The sequence below is a fragment of the Dysgonomonas sp. 216 genome (assembly GCF_010501065.1).
In the GTDB taxonomy this organism is placed as follows: domain Bacteria; phylum Bacteroidota; class Bacteroidia; order Bacteroidales; family Dysgonomonadaceae; genus QVMM01.
Map to the genome: position 1 here is coordinate 79544 of NZ_QVMM01000010.1, position 20897 is coordinate 100440.

Annotated in this window: 13 protein-coding genes and 1 pseudogene; 4 read left to right on the forward strand and 10 right to left on the reverse strand. The window is 37.1% G+C overall.

Translation table 11 applies throughout. The features are described 5' to 3' along the window. Positions 1–9: 9 nt before the first annotated feature. Positions 10–1269, reverse strand: a complete 1260-nt coding sequence (locus tag D0T53_RS07675; RefSeq protein WP_163266510.1) for an efflux RND transporter periplasmic adaptor subunit — start codon at positions 1267–1269, stop codon at positions 10–12. Positions 1270–2008: 739 nt separating this feature from the next. Between D0T53_RS07675 and D0T53_RS07680 the strand changes: the two genes are divergently transcribed. Further along, entirely contained in the window at positions 2009–3280 is a 1272-nt protein-coding gene (locus D0T53_RS07680; RefSeq protein WP_163266512.1) for a DNA recombination protein RmuC, read from the forward strand. Between the two features lie 289 nt (positions 3281–3569). On the opposite strand, the gene carB is transcribed toward D0T53_RS07680, so the two are convergent. Next, on the reverse strand, positions 3570–6797 hold the full coding sequence (gene carB, locus D0T53_RS07685) for a carbamoyl-phosphate synthase (glutamine-hydrolyzing) large subunit (protein ID WP_255489412.1): 3228 nt from the start codon (positions 6795–6797) through the stop codon (positions 3570–3572). Between the two features lie 3 nt (positions 6798–6800). Then, positions 6801–7871, reverse strand: coding sequence for a glutamine-hydrolyzing carbamoyl-phosphate synthase small subunit (carA, locus tag D0T53_RS13585; RefSeq protein WP_255489413.1), 1071 nt, complete (start codon positions 7869–7871; stop codon positions 6801–6803). A 315-nt stretch (positions 7872–8186) separates the two neighbouring features. Here carA and D0T53_RS07690 point away from each other — a divergent pair, with 315 nt between their 5' ends. Both D0T53_RS07690 and D0T53_RS07695 read left to right on the forward strand, forming a co-directional pair. Then, positions 8187–8957: a peptidylprolyl isomerase gene (locus D0T53_RS07690; RefSeq protein ID WP_163266514.1), complete on the forward strand. Its 771-nt coding sequence runs from the start codon at positions 8187–8189 to the stop codon at positions 8955–8957. Between the two features lie 101 nt (positions 8958–9058). Beyond that, positions 9059–10765: a Na/Pi cotransporter family protein gene (locus tag D0T53_RS07695; RefSeq protein ID WP_163266516.1), complete on the forward strand. Its 1707-nt coding sequence runs from the start codon at positions 9059–9061 to the stop codon at positions 10763–10765. 152 nt (positions 10766–10917) lie between these two features. Here the strand turns inward: D0T53_RS07695 and speA are convergent, their stop codons facing one another. The 7 genes from speA to D0T53_RS07730 all read right to left on the reverse strand — a co-directional run bounded on the left by speA (position 10918) and on the right by D0T53_RS07730 (position 19442). Beyond that, positions 10918–12810, reverse strand: a complete 1893-nt coding sequence (speA, locus tag D0T53_RS07700; RefSeq protein ID WP_163266518.1) for a biosynthetic arginine decarboxylase — start codon at positions 12808–12810, stop codon at positions 10918–10920. A gap of 25 nt (positions 12811–12835) precedes the next feature. After that, positions 12836–13345, reverse strand: a complete 510-nt coding sequence (locus tag D0T53_RS07705) for a flavin reductase (RefSeq protein ID WP_163266520.1) — start codon at positions 13343–13345, stop codon at positions 12836–12838. A 57-nt stretch (positions 13346–13402) separates the two neighbouring features. Further along, entirely contained in the window at positions 13403–13867 is a 465-nt protein-coding gene (locus tag D0T53_RS07710) for a GyrI-like domain-containing protein (protein ID WP_163266522.1), read from the reverse strand. 51 nt (positions 13868–13918) lie between these two features. After that, entirely contained in the window at positions 13919–15706 is a 1788-nt protein-coding gene (gene lepA, locus D0T53_RS07715; protein ID WP_163266524.1) for a translation elongation factor 4, read from the reverse strand. Positions 15707–15941: 235 nt separating this feature from the next. Continuing rightward, entirely contained in the window at positions 15942–17336 is a 1395-nt protein-coding gene (locus D0T53_RS07720; RefSeq protein WP_163266598.1) for a glycoside hydrolase family 28 protein, read from the reverse strand. A gap of 21 nt (positions 17337–17357) precedes the next feature. Continuing rightward, positions 17358–18032, reverse strand: a complete 675-nt coding sequence (locus D0T53_RS07725; RefSeq protein ID WP_163266526.1) for an SGNH/GDSL hydrolase family protein — start codon at positions 18030–18032, stop codon at positions 17358–17360. A gap of 21 nt (positions 18033–18053) precedes the next feature. After that, positions 18054–19442, reverse strand: a complete 1389-nt coding sequence (locus tag D0T53_RS07730) for a family 43 glycosylhydrolase (RefSeq protein WP_163266528.1) — start codon at positions 19440–19442, stop codon at positions 18054–18056. Positions 19443–19782: 340 nt separating this feature from the next. Between D0T53_RS07730 and D0T53_RS07740 the strand changes: the two are divergent. Continuing rightward, positions 19783–20811 (forward strand): annotated as a pseudogene (locus D0T53_RS07740) (IS481 family transposase); the annotation flags it as partial. Positions 20812–20897 lie beyond the last annotated feature (86 nt).

A 20897-nucleotide genomic window follows, 5' to 3' on the forward strand; every position in this document is an offset into this window, starting at 1 on the left:
TGTGTGTTTCTATTTTTCTTCAACTTTATTTATTTGCTGTGTTGTAGAATCGGGTAATACAACCCTATCCTTTATTAACGATGCGTCGGGCTTTATCAATGCAATTGCCTCGTCAGATTTTAGTCCCGATGTTATAACTGTTTCTTTCGACGATGATACACCTGTTAATACTTGCCTCAATTGAAAACCATTGTCTTTTTTTACATATACTACCTTCATCGAGTCTACATCGAAAATTGAAATTTGAGGTATAACAATAGTATCTTCAAGCTGTTTCATTACTATACGACATTCTGCCGATATCCCGATTTCGGGAGTGACCAGTACACTATCAATAGATGCATCTATTTCGAAATACTTAATCTTCGAGTTCTGTTTTATAGGCTTTCCTACAGGGGCTTTTTTTGTTATTTTTCCCCAACCTTTGTTCTCAGGCATTGCATCGAATGTGTAGAATACACTATCTCCTACATTTATAAATTTAAAATCTTTCTCGGTTGCCTGTATTTTGGCTCTCATCTCGGTTAATTGAGGCAAAGTTATCAACGGCATATTACTCCAAACTATATCGCCGACCTGAATTTTGGTCCATGTAATAAAATGATATCCTTTTACTGCTAAGCCTTTCTTTGGAGCTTTGAGTGTTAAAGCATCTATTTGCTCCTTAGTTGTTTTTATCCTGTTTTTGAGCCTTTGAATACTTAATTCCAGCTTTTTCACTTCCGATTGTTGTATAACATTTAAGGCTTTGAGCTTTTTCTCGTGTTTTTGTTTATCAATCAAAACTTTCTCAAGCTCCAACTCTTTAATTTTTCTCTGATTCGGCGGAGCGTATTTAAGTTGAAGAGAATCGAGTTGTGCTATTAAAGTTTCGGCGTCGTTGCTTTTTACCTGAGCTTCAACCAATGCATATTGCATCTCTAAATCTGCAATGGTTTTGGTCAAATTAGCCTCTGCATTTTCTAAATCGATAAGCAATTTATCATATTCGGTTTGTAATTCAGGCACTTCAATTTGACATACTATTTCGCCTTCTTCTACAAAACTTCCGTCTTCTACTATGTAAGTAACAGTACCTTCTATGTTTCGGGGGCATGCCATTGTTGTTGAATGAACAGGCTCAATAAGTCCTTCAATGGTAATAGCATCTTCAAAATCGGTGTACACAACAGTCAACACCGGCACACTCTTGTCTTCGCTAAAAACACACGAAAAAACAAGCGGTATTATTAATGAAATTAAGGTTAGTTTTAGTAATATTTTCAGCACGAGACAAATTATTTTAGCGTGAAATTGGTTTTAAAATATCACTTCTTACTATATAAAGACTGAATATATCTCTTTTTGTTACTCGAACGAAAAAACAAAGATATTTTTTAACAAAAAATAAGTGTATAGACATACATTTTCGATAAAAAAAATATTTCACTTTATTATTATCCTACTTATGTCTTATGTCCGGAACTTTTCTTTCGAATATTATTACAAAATTTTAATTTATATTATGAAGAAAAAATTACGAACGTCATTCGGATTAATTGCGAAAATAAGGTTCAAATTTATCTATACAACAGGTAATATACAGCTATTGGTAAATAGTAGTTTGAATAATAAAAGACTGTCAGGTTTTATCCGTTTTCAGATATTAAGTAACGGTAAAACAAAAACAGAAAAAAACTGTCAGATGTGTCAGGTTTTTCAATTTTAGTCTTTTCGAAGAGTTCTCTACCATGAATAATTCTACATATATAGAATTATCATAATATAAAAAAAACGTTTTTATGCAATAAAAGCCTCCCCCCTACCCTGTGGAGATATACAAAGAGGCAAAAAACAATAAAAGCTGTCAGATATGTCAGGTTTTGTATAAAATGTATATTGTGAGCTTTATACACCACATCATATTCTACCGAAGTAGAATATCATACAACATAAAAACTTATGACTTATAGCCAACATCCTCCGGCTTTTGTTTATATCTTTGCCTTGTATTAAAACTTAATAATATATGGAAATTGTATATATAATAGTAATAGTAGTTGTTGCGATGTTGGCTGTATATCTGGTACAAAAGAATGGGAAACAACGGACAACCGAACTTAAATTAGAGATAGAGGAGCTTAAAACCGAAAGAGATGTATTGTTATCTCAACAAATAGAATCGGTAAAGGAGGTTGCTAATCTACAAGCTTCGATACAGGCAAAAGAAGATTTACTAAAAACTAAAAGTGAAGAGCTAACCAATATAAGAGAGCAATTAAATAAGGATTTTCAGATTTTGGCTACTCAAATACTCGAAGAAAAAACCAGTCGGTTTACTGACACTAATAAAACGAACATGGAAACCATTCTTAAACCGTTGAATGAGAAACTGGCTGAATTCAAGACGAAGGTAGAGGAAACGTACGAAAAAGAATCGAAGCAAAGATTCTCGCTTGAAGAACGCATAAAAGAATTGGTTGCGCTAAATAGTCAGATAAGCGAAGATGCCAATAACCTGACAAAAGCCTTGAAAGGTAATAATAAGATACAAGGTAATTGGGGCGAGATGTTGCTCGAATCGATTCTGGAGAAGTCGGGTCTAAAAAAAGGCGAGGAATACTATGTACAGGATTTTTTGCGGGGAGAGAATGGCGAACGTCTTCAAAACGATCAGAATAAATATATGCAGCCCGATGTTGTTGTTGTTTATCCGGGTGGACGAAAAATTATTATAGATTCGAAAGTTTCGCTTAATGCATATGTGAAGTATGTGGAGGAGGATAATGAAGATGTGAGAATTGTTGCCGAAAAAGAACATATTATTTCGATAAAAAAGCATATCGACGAGTTAAGTCAGAAATCGTATCAGGATTATGTTGAATCGCTCGACTTTGTTATGATGTTTATCCCTAACGAACCGGCTTATATACTGGCAATGAAATTAGATTCTTCGATTTGGGACTATGCATATCGGAAACGAGTGTTGCTTATCAGCCCAACAAATCTTATTGCCTCGTTAAAAGTGGTTGCCGATTTGTGGAAACGCGAATATCAAAGCCGTAATGCACAGGAAATTGCTCGTCGTGGGGCTATGCTTTACGATAAATTTGCAGGTTTTGTTGAAGTGTTGGGCGATATAGGTCGAAACGTAGAGAGAACCCAGAAAAGTTACGACAAGGCCATGTTGCAACTTAAAGAAGGCAATGGTAATCTTTTAAGGCAGGCCGAGATGTTAAAAGAATTAGGAATTAAGCCTCAAAAAGAACTCCCAAACTCCGAAAACGATAACAAAAGTTAATGGATCGAAAATAAAATAGGAAAACTATGTTTTGTAACATAAAATTCATTACATTTGTAATGTGTTTTTCATGGTATTAGATTTAAGGTTAACAATGAAGATTGGTTGTCGTGAGACAACCTTTTCTTTTTTACAGCAATCACATCTTTATTAGCCACTTACCCATTTCATACTAATTTTATCTTTATACAGTAGATAATGAACGTCGATATTCGGGCAGATAAAAAAAGAAGACGATATTATATCGCCTTCTTTCAAAATATTTGTTTCTCAAAAACTGTTACCTCAATTATTCGTATTCAGCCCAGTGTTTAATTTCAATATCTTCCACATCTTGTTTGCAGAATGCTTGAATAAATGCTGAAGCTAAGCGCGAATTTGTTAGTAACGGAATATTAAAGTCTATTGAAGCACGGCGAACTTTATATCCGTTATCCAATTCGCTCGTTGTAAAGTTTTTCGGAATATTGATAACAAGATCAATTTGTTTTTCCTGAATCATTTCAACGGCATTTGGTTGTTTGTTGTCGCTTGGCCAGAATACTTGGGTTGCAGGCACTCCATTTTCTTCAAGGAATTTTTGCGAACCTGCTGTTGCATATAGTTCGTATCCTTTACTATGTAGCAGGCGTGCAGCTTCCAATAATTCAACTTTTGATCTGGCTGGCCCTGTCGAGAATAATACACGTTTTTTAGGAACTTTGTATCCGACAGAAAGCATCGACTTAAGCATAGCATCGTAAAAGTCGTTACCTATACATCCTACTTCACCAGTCGAAGCCATGTCTACCCCTAGTACAGGATCGGCTTTTTGAAGACGGGAGAACGAAAACTGAGATGCTTTGATTCCAACATAGTCAAGATCGAAAGCACTCTTATTTGGTTTCTCAACAGGAAGCCCAAGCATAACTTTAGTTGCCAGGTCGATAAAGTTGATTTTCAACACCTTCGAAACAAATGGAAACGAACGCGATGCACGCAGGTTACATTCTATAACTTTGATGTCGTTATTCTTGGCAAGGAACTGAATATTGAATGGTCCTGATATTTCGAGCTCTTTGGCAATTTTACGCGCTATCTTCTTCACCCGGCGAACTGTTTCGATATACAACCGCTGTGCAGGGAATTGGATAGTTGCATCTCCGGAGTGAACTCCGGCAAACTCAACGTGTTCCGATATTGCATACATTATCATCTCGCCTTTATCAGCAACCGCATCAAGTTCTATTTCTTTTGCGTTCTCGATAAACTCAGACACTACTACCGGATGCTTTTTCGATACATCGGCAGCCAGTTGAAGGAAGTTTTCAAGTTCTTGCTCGTTCGAGCAAACATTCATCGCTGCACCCGAAAGCACATACGATGGACGTACCAGAACTGGATACCCAACTTCGTCAACAAAACCTTTAATATCGTTTAGCGAGCTTAGTTCTTTCCATCGTGGTTGGTCTACACCAATACGGTCAAGCATGCTGGAGAACTTATGACGGTCTTCGGCATTATCGATTTTCTGAGCAGTAGTTCCCAGTATGTTTACTTTGGCTTCGTCAAGACGCACAGCTAAATTGTTAGGAATCTGTCCGCCAACCGAAAGAATTACTCCGTGAGGGTTCTCAAGTTCGATAATATCCATTACCCGTTCGTATGTAAGCTCGTCGAAGTATAAGCGGTCGCACATATCGTAGTCGGTCGATACCGTTTCGGGGTTATAGTTTATCATAACCGAGCGGTAGCCCTCTTTACGTATGGTTTGCAAAGCATTTACCGAACACCAGTCGAATTCGACAGACGAACCGATACGGTAGGCTCCCGATCCGAGCACGATTACCGAACGGTGATCGCCCAAATATTTAACATCGTTGGTAGTACCGTTATAAGTTAAATACAGGTAGTTTGTTTGTGCCGGATATTCAGCAGCTAGTGTATCTATTTGTTTTACAACAGGAACTATACCGTTATTTTTACGAATGCGACGGATTTCCTGAGCGCATGCGTCGATAAGACTTGGCTCTTTACATATTATCTTCGATATCTGGAAGTCTGAGAATCCCATTTGTTTAGCCGAACGAAGAAGAGTCAAAGGCAACGAGTTAACGTCGTCGTATTTGGCAAGTTCTTTCGAACAATTGAATATGTATTGCAGTTTGTACAGAAACCAGCGATCGATCATTGTTAAATCGTGTATCTGGTCTACTGTATATCCTTTTTCGAAAGCTTGTTCGATGCAAAATACACGCTTGTCGGTAGGGTTTTTCAGAGCTTCATCAAGATTGTCTATCTCTAAAGGTTTATTTGCTGTGAAACCGTGGACTCCAACGTTTATCATTCGTAGCCCTTTTTGCATAGCTTCTTCAAATGTACGTCCGATGGCCATAATTTCGCCCACCGATTTCATGCTTGAGCCAATCTCTTTAGATACTCCATGAAACTTACCTAAGTCCCAACGTGGTATTTTTACTACAATATAATCAAGAGCAGGCTCGAAGAATGCGCATGTCGATTTGGTTACAGAGTTTTTCAACTCATACAATCCATAGCCAAGACCAAGCTTAGCAGCAACAAAAGCCAACGGATAACCTGTTGCTTTTGAAGCTAGAGCTGAAGAACGGCTCAAACGAGCATTAACTTCAATAACCCGATAGTCTTCCGATTGAGGGTCGAATGCATATTGTACATTACATTCGCCTACAATACCAATGTGTTTTACAATGCGGATAGCCAGTTCGCGAAGCTTGTTGACTTCCGAGTTTGTAAGGGTTTGCGATGGAGCAACAACTATACTTTCGCCGGTGTGTATACCTAGCGGGTCGAAGTTCTCCATATTACAAACTGTTATACAGTTTCCGTATTTGTCTCTTACTACTTCGTATTCAATTTCTTTCCAACCTTTCAGCGACTTCTCAATCAATAACTGAGAAGAATAGGCTAGGGCTTTTTCGGCAAGTGCTCGCAACTCTTGTTCGTTATCGCAAAAACCCGAACCAAGTCCACCCAAGGCATAAGCAGCCCTTACAATAATAGGATAACCAAGTTCGGCTGCAGCTTTAACTGCATCTTCAATCGAACCTACAGCTGTGCTTTTTATGGTTTTTACATCTATCTCATCAAGTTTCTTAACAAACAACTCCCTATCTTCGGTATCGATAATAGCTTGTACAGGTGTACCTAGTACACGCACATTGTATTTATCAAGTATACCCGCTTCGAACAATTGCACACCACAGTTAAGAGCAGTTTGTCCTCCAAATGCAAGAAGTATTCCATCGGGCTTTTCCTTTTTAATTACTTTTTCAACAAAGTAAGGCGTTACCGGAAGAAAGTATATCTTATCGGCCGAACCTTCCGAAGTTTGCACTGTAGCAATGTTAGGATTGATAAGAACTGTTTCTATACCTTCTTCTTTCAAAGCTTTCAGGGCTTGCGATCCAGAATAGTCAAATTCTCCGGCTTCGCCTATCTTCAAGGCTCCCGATCCTAGTACAAGTACTTTTTTTACATCAATATTTATATTTGTCATCTCTTACAGCTTTTCAAAAAATAAGTCAAAAATGAAATCCGTATCGGTCGGTCCACTTGCCGCTTCGGGGTGGAATTGTGCCGAGAAGAAAGGTTTAGTTTTATGTTTGATACCTTCGTTTGTCCCATCGTTCAGGTTAATGAAGAAAGGCTCCCATTCGTCGCTAAGCGAAGAGTTAGACACAGCAAATCCGTGGTTTTGAGACGTAATAAAACATCTCTCGCTACCGGCCATTCTTACAGGCTGATTGTGGCTGCGATGTCCGTATTTAAGCTTATAGGTTGTAGCACCTCCTGCTTTCGACAACAATTGGTTTCCCATACAAATACCACAGATAGGCTTTCCTGCATCCATGGCTTTTCGTATGTTCTTCACAGTTTCTTCGCAATAATCGGGATTTCCGGGACCATTCGATATAAACAATCCGTCGTAATCCAGTTCGTTGAAATCGTAATTCCATGGCACACGAATAAGCGTTATGTCGCGTTTGAGTAGGCTACGGATAATATTGTGTTTAACTCCACAGTCTACAAGCACAACTTTCTTATCTCCTTTTCCGTAAGTTAGAACTTCGTTGCAACTGGCTTTAGCTACCTGATTTTCAAGATTAGGATCAATAAAATCTATTTCGTCGGGATTCCCGAATACGATTTTACCTTTCATCGAGCCTTTTTCGCGAAGTATTTTTGTTAGTTCACGAGTGTCTATTCCGTATATACCGGGAACACCGTCTTCTTTCAACCATTCGCCTAAACTTTTCTTTGCGTTCCAATGAGAAAATTCTTGCGAGTAATCGGATACAATAAGTCCGTTTACCTGAATTTTTTCCGATTCGTAAAAATCGGAGATTCCATTTGTCATTGTATTATCAGGCACACCATAGTTTCCTACCAGTGGATATGTAATCACTAGTATTTGACCTAAGTAGGAAGGATCGGTTAAACTTTCGGGATAGCCCACCATTGCAGTGCTGAATACTACTTCGCCAGCAGCGGCTTTTTCGGCTCCAAACGACCATCCGTTAAAGACCGTTCCATCGTCAAGAATTAATTGAACAGGGTTGTCTGTTTGCATTTGCGATTTGAATTATTTTAGAGTAAAAGATATTATACTTCCTGTTGGTACATAAAAAAAGGAACAAGATCTTCAACAGATTTCTTGTTCCTTTTTTTATCTATATTTAGATTTTCTCTTGCAATCATTATTAAAATGCTTTCAAATACTCAAACAAAATATCATAAGTGAATATCTGAGGTGCAAATATAAGAATAAAAATGAAATAATACACAATTGAATGTTACTAATTTATTGTAATTTTGAATGTGAAATATTAAAGAGTAGAAGATGAGGTTTTTTATTTTTTCGATTTTATTATTAATTCCATATTATATGAGTTCTTCAGAAAAAAATGCACAGGTTGTTATAAGTACGCAGTTTGGCGATGTTAAGATCCGTTTGTTTGACGACACCCCTTTACACAGGGATAATTTCTTAAAATTAGTAGAAGAAGGTTTTTACGACGGACTGACTTTTCATCGTGTAATAAATAGTTTTATGATTCAGGGTGGCGATCCCGATTCTCGGTACACATCGGAAAGATTAGAGAAAAAGAATGAAAACGACACAATGAATTACACTATCCCCGCCGAATTTGTATATCCTAAGTACTACCATAAAAAAGGGGTTTTAGCAGCGGCTCGCACAGGCGACAATGTAAATCCACGGAAAGAATCGTCATCATCGCAATTTTATATCGTTACGGGTACCGTATTCTCGGAACAAGAATTAAAGATGATAGAAAAACAACGCTTCGAAAAATTAAAACAGACAATATTTGGCGAATTACAATTGGCGCACCGCGATTCTATTAAAGAAATGTATCGCAATGGCGAAAAAGAAAAAATGAATGCTCTACGCGATAGTATAATTACAGAAACAGAAAAACTATCGGAAACGCGAAAAGCTGAAAGCTTATTAAATGAAGTAGAAAAAAATGACTATATGACTATAGGGGGAAGCCCTCATTTAGACGGAGAGTATACTATTTTCGGAGAAGTTGTTGAGGGCATGGATGTTGTTGACAAAATACAGGAAGCCGAAACAAGCCCGAATGACAGGCCTTTGGTTGACATTAAGATGAAAATAAGAAGAATCGATTAGAGTTAAAAAGCCAATATGTAACAATTTTGTAACAAATATTTATTTTTGTTTAGTTATATTTGCACCACTTCTTAACCACCAATTAATAATAAAAATTAAGAATGGAATATACTTTTTTTGATTTCATGTTATTCTTAGGCTCAATGGCTTTATTCCTGTATGGAATGAAGATAATGAGCGAAGGATTACAAAAACTTGCCGGGGACAGACTTCGTAACATCCTTACGGCAATGACAAAAAACAGGGTTACAGCCGTATTAACGGGATTATTAGTTACAGCCGTTATTCAGTCGTCAAGTGCAACAACCGTGATGGTTGTGAGTTTTGTAAACGCCGGGCTTCTGACGCTAACCCAATCAATCAGTGTTATTTTGGGTGCGAATATCGGTACTACCCTCACAGCATGGATTATTTCGGTGTTCGGGTTTAAAGTCGATATCTCGACAATGACGCTACCAATATTGGCAATAGCAATACCTCTTATCTTTTCGGGTAAAAGTTCACGCAAATCTTTAGGAGAATTTATCTTCGGGTTTGCGTTTTTATTTATGGGGCTTGCAGGCTTAAAGGAAAATGTGCCCGATCTGGCGTCGAATCCGGGAATGCTTGAGTTTGTAACCCGATATACAGATATGGGCTTTGGCTCAATAATCTTGTTCTTTTTCATAGGAGCTTTACTTACGGTTGTTGTACAGTCATCGAGTGCAACTATGGCCATAACGCTCATCATGTGTGCGCAGGGATGGATTTCGTACGAAATAGGAGCCGCTATAGTACTGGGCGAAAACCTTGGCACAACTATGACTGCTAATCTTGCAGCATTAACAGCTAACACATCGGCAAGACGAGCCGCTCTATCTCACTTTATGTTCAACATGTTTGGGGTTGTTTGGGTCTTGGCATTATTTTATCCGTTTACCTCGCTGGTATCTAATATTGTAGATTCTTTAGTGACTGGAGATGTGCAAACCATAATATCGTTTAAGCTATCAGCGTTCCACACTTGTTATAATATTTGTAATACGTTTATCTTTATCTGGTTAGTTAGTTTCTTGGAAAAGGTTGTAACGAAACTTATACCACAAAAAGAGGAAGAAGAAGAGTTCCGCTTAAAATTTATACAAAGCGGTATGCTTTCAACCTCTGAACTTTCGATGTTGCAAGCCCGTCAGGAGATAAATTTATTCTCTTCGCGTATGAAACGTATGTTTGCAATGGTAAGAGAATTGTTGCACGAAAAAAATGATTCGGCTTACAATAGGCTATTCAGCCGGATAGAAAAATATGAAAATATTAGCGACAACATGGAGTTGGAAATAGCCAACTATCTGAATCAGGTATCGGAAGGTCGGTTAAGCTCGGAAAGTAAAACGACTATTCGGCTAATGCTGAAAGAAGTCACTGAGATAGAAAGCATTGGCGACAGCTGTTACAACATAGCACGTACAATAACACGGAAAAAGCAATCGAATCTGGACTTTACCGAATCGCAATATGCGAATATAACCGAAATGTTCGACCTGATAGATTCTTCACTCGACAACATGCAGCATATTATTGAAAGACAAATAAGTTATGCTAATTCTCAGGATGTAAACAAAGCATTCAATCTCGAATCCGAAATAAACAATCTGCGTAATCAGCTAAAAAACAGCAATCTGCTATCTATCGACAATAAGGAATATAGCTACGAATTGGGTGTCATATATATGGACATAATAGGTGATTGCGAAAAATTAGCCGACTATGTTGTGAATGTAGTTGAGGTTAACACCGAACCGAAAGAACCAAAAAGAACTAATATATAATAAAAGATATATTGAAAAAGAGAACGAGGCTTCCATCAAATGAAAGCCTCGTTTTTATCTTAATTAATGTCATATAGTAATTATTATGAAAACAAAAAGACAACCACAATAATGTGATTGTCTTATGTATCTTGAAAAGTTGTAACTATTGCTTACTCCAAATACGTGTATCCGTAAAGACCAGACCTGTAGTTGGATAAGAATTCTTTCCCTTCCTCTAAGGATATAGTACCTTCTTTCACACTTCGGGTAACCCATGTTTCAACTGTGCGCACCAATTTTTTTGTATTGTATTGAGCGTATTCTAAAACTTCGGCAACGGTTTCACCGTCTATCATCTGCTCTATTTTATATCCGTTCGAATCGACGGCAATGTGCACTGCATTTGTATCTCCGAACAAATTATGTAAATCGCCTAATATTTCCTGATATGCACCAACAAGGAATACGCCAAGATAGTAAGGCTCATTTTTCTTTACGTTATGTACCGGAAGATAAGATGTCTGGTTGCCGGATGCTATAAAATTATCAATTTTTCCGTCCGAATCGCAAGTGATATCCTGTAAAGTTGCAGTCTTTTCTGGCTTTTCGTCTAACCGATGAATAGGGATGATAGGAAATACCTGATCGATAGCCCAAGAGTCGGTTAATGATTGAAATATAGAAAAATTACAGAAGTATTTATCGGGTAGTAATTTGCCCAGTTGCTTTAATTCATCAGGAGCATGTTTAGCTCGTCCTGCGATTTGGAATATGTCGCGGGCTATCGAAAAATATAATTTTTCAATCTGCGCACGAGTTTTCAGATCGAGCAATCCCAGACTAAACAAATCAAGTGCCTCTTCTCTTATCTGTTGAGCATCGTGCCAAGGTTCAAGCATCCTGTTTTGGCTTAGTTTATCCCAAATCTGATACATTTCCTTTAACAACTCATGTGCATCTTCCGTAATTTCTTCTGCATCATTCCATTCGGGTAGCGATGCAGTCTCCAATACGTCAAATATCAGAATGGAGTGGTGCGCAGTAAGCGAACGTCCCGATTCGGTTATTATGTTAGGATGTGGAATATTGTTTTTATCAGCAGCATCAACCATTGTAGCAATAGAGTCGTTTACGTACTCTTGTATGCTGTAATTTACACTGCTTTCACTGTACGACGAACGTGTCCCGTCGTAATCGATACCCAAACCTCCGCCAATATCTACAAACTCTACGTTAAAACCTAGCGAATGTAATTGCACATAAAACTGAGATGCTTCGCGAAGAGCTGTTTTTATACGGCGTATTTTTGTTACCTGACTACCAATATGAAAATGTATCAACCGTAGCGATTCTTTCATATTGTTTTTTTCGATATACTCCAGAGACTCTAGTAATTCGCTCGAATTTAACCCGAACTTACTTCCATCTCCTCCCGACTCTTCCCATTTTCCGCTTCCCGAACTTGCCAGTTTTATACGTATTCCAATGTTTGGAACTATTTTGAGCCTCTTTGCTATTTTTGTAATTAATACAAGCTCGTTTATTTTTTCGACAACGAGGAAAACTCGTTTTCCCATTTTTTGAGCTAACAAAGCCAGCTCAATATAACTCTCGTCTTTGTATCCATTACAGATAATAAGGGAATTGGGATCGGTGTTTATCGCAATAACAGCATGAAGCTCAGGTTTAGAACCTGCTTCGAGCCCGATATTGAATTTTTTACCGTGACTAACAAGCTCTTCAACCACAGGACGCATCTGATTTACTTTTATTGGATATATTATGTGGTTTTGAGCTTTGTAATTATACTCCTTAGCTGCAATTTGGAAACATGTCGATATCTTTTCGATACGATTATCCAAGATATCGGGGAACCTTAATAATACAGGCGTCTCAATATCTCTCAATTGAAGTTCGTCAATAATTTCTTTTATATCAACGCTAACTCCATCTTTACGAGGAGTGACAATAACATTTCCTTTTTCGTTAACCGAAAAATAATTAATTCCCCATCCCGGGATATTATATAATTCTTCCGAATCTTCGATGCGCCATTTTCTCATTATAGCATTACAATCAGTTAAAGGGTTAGTCTTTAGTTAATATTTTTGTTACTTCGGCTATATATAAAGTATGGAAATCTTTTTCGGGATACCACCTGTCTATAATATCCGTATCAAGGAACGATGATTCGTTCAATGGTTGTGCAAATAGTTTTTTTGCGAAAATAACAGTTTCAGCATCTTTAAAATAGGGTGTTTTTTCGTCATTAAGACTTACTGTCAAACCTGCTTTTTCTATTTTAGCCTCGTCTCTCCCCGAGACTCTTCCCAGATAGCTAAGCTGTTTTTTGAAGCTTTCGTCGAAAAATGTTAGTGAAAAAGAATCCGTTCCATCTATAAACTCTTTTGTATAGCGTTGTGGACGGATAACAACAAACACAACATCTTTGCCCCACATAACACCAAAGCCACCCCAGCTTGCGGTCATTGTATTCACGGCTCCGTCTTTTCCAGCAGTAATCAGCATCCATTTGTTTTTTAGATCGAATGCATTTAACTGTAAATCTTTCACATCTTCTTCTCTAAAATTTTTCATACATCTTCTTTTTCGCCTTGTTCTACAGATAGAATATGTACTGCCTCAAATAGTTATCTATTTTACAGATAAAAACACTGATACTTTTGAGTTTTCCGGATCTTGTGCTTTAGCATCGTACACTTCAAAATCGGCCCTATAAACTCTGTCAACATCAGGTTTTTGCCAAATATTAGTCCATATATCTAATACACAATCCGGAATTTTACCCGAAGTATCGTATACCTGATAATTTGAAGCAGGTATTTCTTTAACAACAAGTTCTTCGGGCAGGTTATTTGCCGATGAAACTTTAAAACCCAATATTGTTGTATATTCTCCAGTGAAATCACTGTCGTAATCAGTGTACACACAGTATACATCGTCCGAAACTTTGTGAGGAATATATGCGGGAATTTGCCCATACATAAATTCGTTCCACAAATTATTAATATCTTTTTGCGACTGTCCGTCTTTGTTTGTTGTTCGGATAGCTATTCCCACAATAAGAAAGCTATCAAGATTTGTTTCTTTGTAATCCATTTCAATATGTTGTGTTAAAATGATTTTACTATAGTTTTTTATTGATATTTTTTAATCTAATTTCAATACAGCAAGAAATGCTTTTTGAGGAACTTCAACGTTTCCAACTTGTTTCATTCGTTTTTTTCCTTCTTTTTGTTTTTCAAGAAGTTTACGTTTACGCGAAATATCACCCCCATAACATTTTGCCGTAACATCTTTCCGCACAGCTTTTATCGTTTCGCGAGCAATAATTTTTGCTCCGATAGCAGCTTGTATGGCTATATCGAATTGCTGACGGGGAATCAACTCTCTTAGCTTTTCACACATGCGTCGGCCGAAAGGAACAGCATTATCAGCGTGTGTGAGTGTCGACAAAGCATCTACAGGCTCACCATTAAGTAAAATATCCAGTTTTACCAATTTCGATTCTCTGTAATCGTGCATGTGGTAATCGAACGAAGCATAACCCTTCGATATACTTTTCAGCTTATCGTAAAAGTCTATAACTATTTCTCCTAAAGGAAGGTCGTAGATAATTTCTACACGGTTCCCCGAAATATAATCTTGTTTTATAAGTATACCCCTTTTTCCTAAACAGAGGGTCATTATAGGTCCTATATATGCCATATCGGTAATAACCGAAGCTCTGATAAAAGGTTCTTCTATATAGTCGATAAGGGTAGGGTCAGGCAATCCCGATGGATTATGAACCTCCTTGGTGTTTCCTTTTTTATCATGAACAATGTAAGATACGTTTGGTACAGTAGTTATAACATCCATGTTAAATTCTCTGTCTAAACGTTCTTGTATTATTTCCATATGCAAGAGCCCTAAAAATCCACAACGAAATCCGAACCCTAAAGCCACAGAAGATTCCGGCTGAAAGGTGAGCGAAGCATCATTTAACTGAAGTTTTTCGAGAGAAGAACGCAAGTCCTCGAAATCTTCACTATCAATAGGATAAACTCCGGCAAACACCATTGGTTTTACTTCTTCAAATCCGGCAATTGCTTCTTTGCATGGACTTTTAACATGAGTAATGGTATCGCCAACTTTTACTTCCTTCGATGTTTTGATTCCTGAAATAATATATCCAACATCTCCACAGTTAATCTCGTTTCGGGGAGACATAGTAAGCTTTAGAACACCAATTTCGTCTGCATTATACTCTTTTCCGGTAGCAAAAAATTTAACAAGATCCCCCTTCTTTATCGAGCCATTTACTATTTTAAAGTAAGCTATAATACCTCGGAATGAGTTAAATACCGAATCGAAAATCAGAGCTTGCAACGGAGCTTCAGGATCTCCTTTTGGAGCAGGGATGCATTCGATGATAGCAGACAAAATATCGGTTATACCTTCTCCGGTTTTACCACTAGCACGTATAATCTCTTCCCTTTTACATCCTAAAAGTTCTATAATTTGGTCTTCAACCTCCTCAGGCATAGCGCTTGGCAAGTCTATTTTATTAAGAATCGGTATTATTTCCAAATCATTTTCGATGGCCATATATAGGTTCGATATGGTCTGTGCCTGTATTCCTTGTGCCGCATCAACAATAAGCAAAGCACCCTCGCAGGCAGCAATTGAACGCGAAACCTCGTACGAAAAATCGACGTGTCCCGGAGTATCAATAAGATTCAGAATATATTCTTCTCCATTATATACATATTTCATCTGGATAGCGTGGCTTTTAATAGTAATGCCTCGCTCTCTCTCCAAATCCATATTATCAAGTACCTGAGCTTGTAAATCTTTACCTTCTACAGTTTTAGTGAATTCAAGAAGCCTGTCGGCCAAGGTACTTTTACCATGATCAATATGAGCAATAATGCAAAAATTTCGTATTTTATTCATTCTGTTTATACTGGCTTTTTCAGCTGTTTAATAAGAAAGGGCACTATGCCCCCATTTTAAAATGGAGTGCAAATATACATAAAAAGTGCGAATATAAATGTTTATTCAAGGTTAAGAAGAACTATATAATAAAAGAGTTCGTTTTAAATAAAAAAACGAACTCCTTATACAGCTTTATCTTAAGTAAGATATTAGTTAGAAGAATCTTACAATCATATCTCCGGAAGTATTAATATTAGTTTGATTCATTCTCTCCCGCATATTCCGAATAAGAAACATTTCTCTCTACAACATTGTCAACGTTACTTACCTTTTTTATGAATTTATTCACTTTATCCACATGGACATTCTTTATTTCTACTGTCCCGACAGGTAATTTAGCATCTCCTTTTAATTCATAAATAGCGTCGGCCGATTTGCATCTGACGTTTTCCATATATATGCCGTTTATGCGTGTTATGCGTTCTTCGTATGTTGGAACAAGGTTTTTCCATTGGTATAACACATCTGTATCTATTTCAAAAGCTCTCTGCATTGAGCCTGCAGTTATGTTTTTCATATAAATGTTTTCGATGAAGCCTCCTCTACGATGATTTGTTTTAAGAAAGAATAAACGAAATACTGAATTTGGCGATGTACAATCGTGCATATAAATATTGCGAATACCTCCCGACATTTCGCTGCCTATACCCAATAGTGTATGTCCTTTTAAAATAGAACAGTTACGAATTACAATATTTTCGCATGGAGTATTCAAACGCCAAGCATCGCGGTTACGACCGGCTTTAATTACCACCGCATCGTCCCCCTGATCGAATATACAATCTTCGATTAAAAAATTGCGGCTCATCTCAAGATCAACTCCATCGTTATTATGCCCATGGGCAACAACATCCATATTACGAACAATACCACCATCGCACATATACAGATGAATGGTCCAGAAAGGACTTTGCCTAATTTTGAACCCGTCGAGCAAAACATTTTTACATCTGTTGAAATGAATAAGGTGAGGACGCAGATTGTTTTCACCTACCGCCATTTGGCGCTGTTCAACAGGCACATCGGTAGATGCCATTGTATATAATTCTTTTAGCGCATCCATGTGAGCTTTCGGGCGTTTAAACCATTTAGACCAAATATTCATTTTGGGTTTTAAAATTCCTTTGCCTGTTATCGCTATGTTTTCGCATTCAAAAGCGTACACTAAAGGAGAATAGTTGTAACATTCCATACCTTCCCATGATGTCATTACGGCTGGAAGATAATCCTTCGGATTATCGGAAAAGCTTACTTCTGCATTTTCTTCCAAATATAAATTGACGTTACTCTTAAAATGAATAGGTCCTGTAAACCATATTCCGGAAGGAATAACCACACGTCCGCCCCCGGCTTTGTTGCAAGCATCTATTGCTGCAGCTATGGCTTTAGTGTTATCCATCTCTCTTCCTTCAATTGCACCATAATCAGTTATAATAAAATCCTGAGTAGGATACATAAATATTTTTATAGGTTCCATAGGGAACGGAGCTTCTACAACAACTGTTTTATAATCGTTGGCAAAAGCAACAGATATAGTTAATATAAACGAGAGTATTAAAGCAATATTTCTAAATGTTGTTTTTTTCATCATATGATTTTTGATTAAAAATTAATGTTGTAATATAAAACTTTCGGCAACGTTCAGAAAATGGTCGTGTCCTTTAGCGTTTAAGTGCGCTCTGTCGGTATCATTTTTACTGGATTGGAAGTACATTTTCCGAAAATCTTTATTGTAGGTATAAATTCCTCCTTTCCGAGCAGCATCAAAAATAGGAATACTGTAGTTACCACAAACTTCAATCATTGCATCAACAATTTTTTGAGCGTCGCTGCCATTGAAATTTTCGGTTACCCATCGGGTAAAGAAATATATTTTTGCAGAAGGATATTTACTAACCAATCCTTCGCACAGAATAGCCATTTTCTCCTTGAATATATCAATTCCTCCTATCGAGTCGAGCAGACCTGTATCGTTATGTCCTGCTATAACTAGAATATAATCGAGAGAATCGGGCATGGAAGTATAACGCTTATACATAGCTTCGCCAAACCTTGAACGATCCATAGCAATGCAATTCCCGTTCCGTCCGAAATTATGATATTCCATATTATATTTCTGTGCAAATTTATAATGCCATGTGTACTCTATAGGTTCTTTATGATTTCTGACATAACTGTCGCCAATTACTCCAATTTGTTTATTATTCAATTTATTATCTTGGGCAAACCCGTTAAAACCTGTAACAATTAATAGTAAGAGACTCAAAAACTTTAGATTATTCATATTTCTTTCTTATATATAATATTATTTATAAAGAACATCTTCAATTATCACAAAACCATTGGTACTACCAAAACGTGTTCCATCTTTTTTATACCATACAGGATATTCTCCCATCACTTTTATCGAAATTGTATAGCTTCCTTCTTTTAACGTTGGGCTTATAAATTTGAGTGAAGAATATTCATTTTTACTATAAAAGTCAACAATAGTACTTATTACCGTTTCGTTTTTATCGTCCTGCACCACTACCTGAGCATAACCACTGGTATTGTTTGACAATCCTTTGATAGATACTTGATTTCCCGTAAACTTGAATTCTAACACATCTCCTTTTCGGTTAGACTTAAATGCATTTTCACAAATGCTCCATTTTCCTTTTTTTGTAGTCACATTTTTTACAGACTTTGCATTATAAAAGAATGGAAGCCAATTGCTTTCCAAAAAACAGATATTCCAACTATCAATATATACCGGTAGTATCATTTTATCCTTATTTGTTATTATCGGTTGCCATACCTGTGTCGCGGCAGAACCTTGTTTGGGGAACGACCATCGGTCGCCCATGTATACATTCAGGGTATCTTTCGCATTAATTATCGGTAAAACGAAAGAGCATTGAGAGTTCCATGTAAAAGATTCTTCGGGAGCAAAAAGTCCTTTATACTCCCATGGTCCGTCGAGAGATGTTGATGTGAAATAATAGTTATCGTTTCGTTCCCAGCTTGTTTTATTCGAGAATAGCCAGAAATAATAACCATTGCTTTTAAACATGGCAGGAGATTCTCCCCCTTTTGCTATATTTTTTGTTACAATTCTATTAACAGATTTATAATCGGCAGATAGTTCATATATAAAACCTTCGTGGGTTAATATATATCCTTTCCCATCACTATCCTGAAAACTACCCAGATCCCATTTTTTCAGATATTTACCCTCGTGTAATAAATCTCCTTGAAACTGATAATTTCCGTTTATGGTTTTACTGGTAGCATACCCTACATGAGGATCTCTGTACCCCATATCGTCGCAATGCATATACATTACAAATTCGCCTGTCGATGGACATTTCATAACTTTTGGACGTTCGCCTACGCGGTTAGGCCCCAGTAATCCTTCGTTTTGAGTGGGGAGAACAACATTTTCGAACTTCCAGTTAACAAGATCGGGAGAAGAATAACAGGCAAATCCGGTAAAGGCATTGCTTGTGTCCGATTTGTGTTCGCCAAACAAATAGAATAAATCGCCTTCTTTTATAACACATACACCATGTGCATTAACTTCTTTATTATTCTGATCGAACCAAGCGACACCACTGTTTATTGATTGATTTTTTCTGTTTTCGGGTAATGTAAATGCTACACATAAAAAGCCCGTAAAGAGAAATAATATTGCAAGTAATTTTGTTTTCATTTATATGTTTTCTGGTATAATTGATAAAACAGACAAATACTACCTGCAAATAAACTAATTCTTTAAACAAAGAAAAATGTAAATATGTACAGAAACCCTTTTCTTTTGTACGAATGTAAAAAGAGATAATATAAATAGCGTAAAAAGTATGCGAATGATAAGATTAGGGATGACAATAAATGCTGTAAGCAGAATACTTCATAAATAAAAAAACGGATAAGCTCTAAAGCCTATCCGTTAAATTGAAATAGTTTCGATCTGATCTGACAGTTAAAGGGCAAACAATTAAGTTTGTATTGCTTAATAAACAAAAAGTTTAACCCTTTAACTTATCAGAAAAATGAGTTTAGAAACAAAAGTAATTAAAAGTCGTTTAGGATTATTATCCTTAGCTGAAGAATTAGGTAACGTATCGAGAGCCTGTAAGTATTTAGGTTATAGTAGAGAGACTTTCTACCGCTACAAAGATTTATTTGCAGAGGGTGGTGAGTAAGCTCTTAAAGATATGAGCCGGCGAGTTCCTAATGTAAAGAATCGTATTGAAGCACATATCGAAGAACGTGTTGTTTGTTTTGCCATTGAGAATCCTGCTTTTGGTCAAACCAGAGCCTCCAATGAGCTAAAGAAAGAAGGCTTATTTATTTCTCCCTGTGGAGTTCGTTGTGTTTGGTTACGCCATGATTTAGAAACGTTCCAAAAGCGTCTGAAAGCCCTTGAGGCTAAAGTTGCACAAGAAGGATTGATTCTTACCGAATCACAGGTTGTAGCCTTAGAGAGAGCAAAAGAAGAGAAAGTTGCTCATGGAGAGATTGAAACCCATCATCCCGGGTTTCTCGGAGCACAAGACACTTACTATGTAGGTTATATCAAAGGTGTTGGCAAGATCTATCAGCAAACATTCATTGATACTTACTCTAAAGTTGCTTCTGCCAAATTGTATGACCGCAAAATAGCATTGGTTGCCGCCGATATGCTCAATGATAGAGTCATACCTATGTATGATAAATATGGTATTCCTCTTATGCGTATATTAACAGACAGGGGAACCGAGTACTGTGGAGCAAGAGAACATCACGAGTTCCAGTTATATCTTGCCATCGAGGATATTGACCATACAAAAACTAAAGCTAAAAGCCCTCAAACAAATGGCATCTGTGAAAGATTCCATAGGACGATGCAAGACGAGTTTTATGCAACAGCCTTTCGTAAGAAAATATACAACACGATTGATGAGCTACAAACAGACCTTGATCTTTGGTTGGAATATTATAACAATGAAAGACCTCATACTGGCAAGCATTGTTATGGCAAAACGCCGATGCAGACTTGGAATGATAGTTTACATCTTACAAAAGACAAACTATTATCCAATCATTATCAAAATGTTGTATCTTTAACCCTGTCAGGCGAAATGGAAACGGGCTCTGCTGGGGAGCAACCTGTCAGCGATAACCT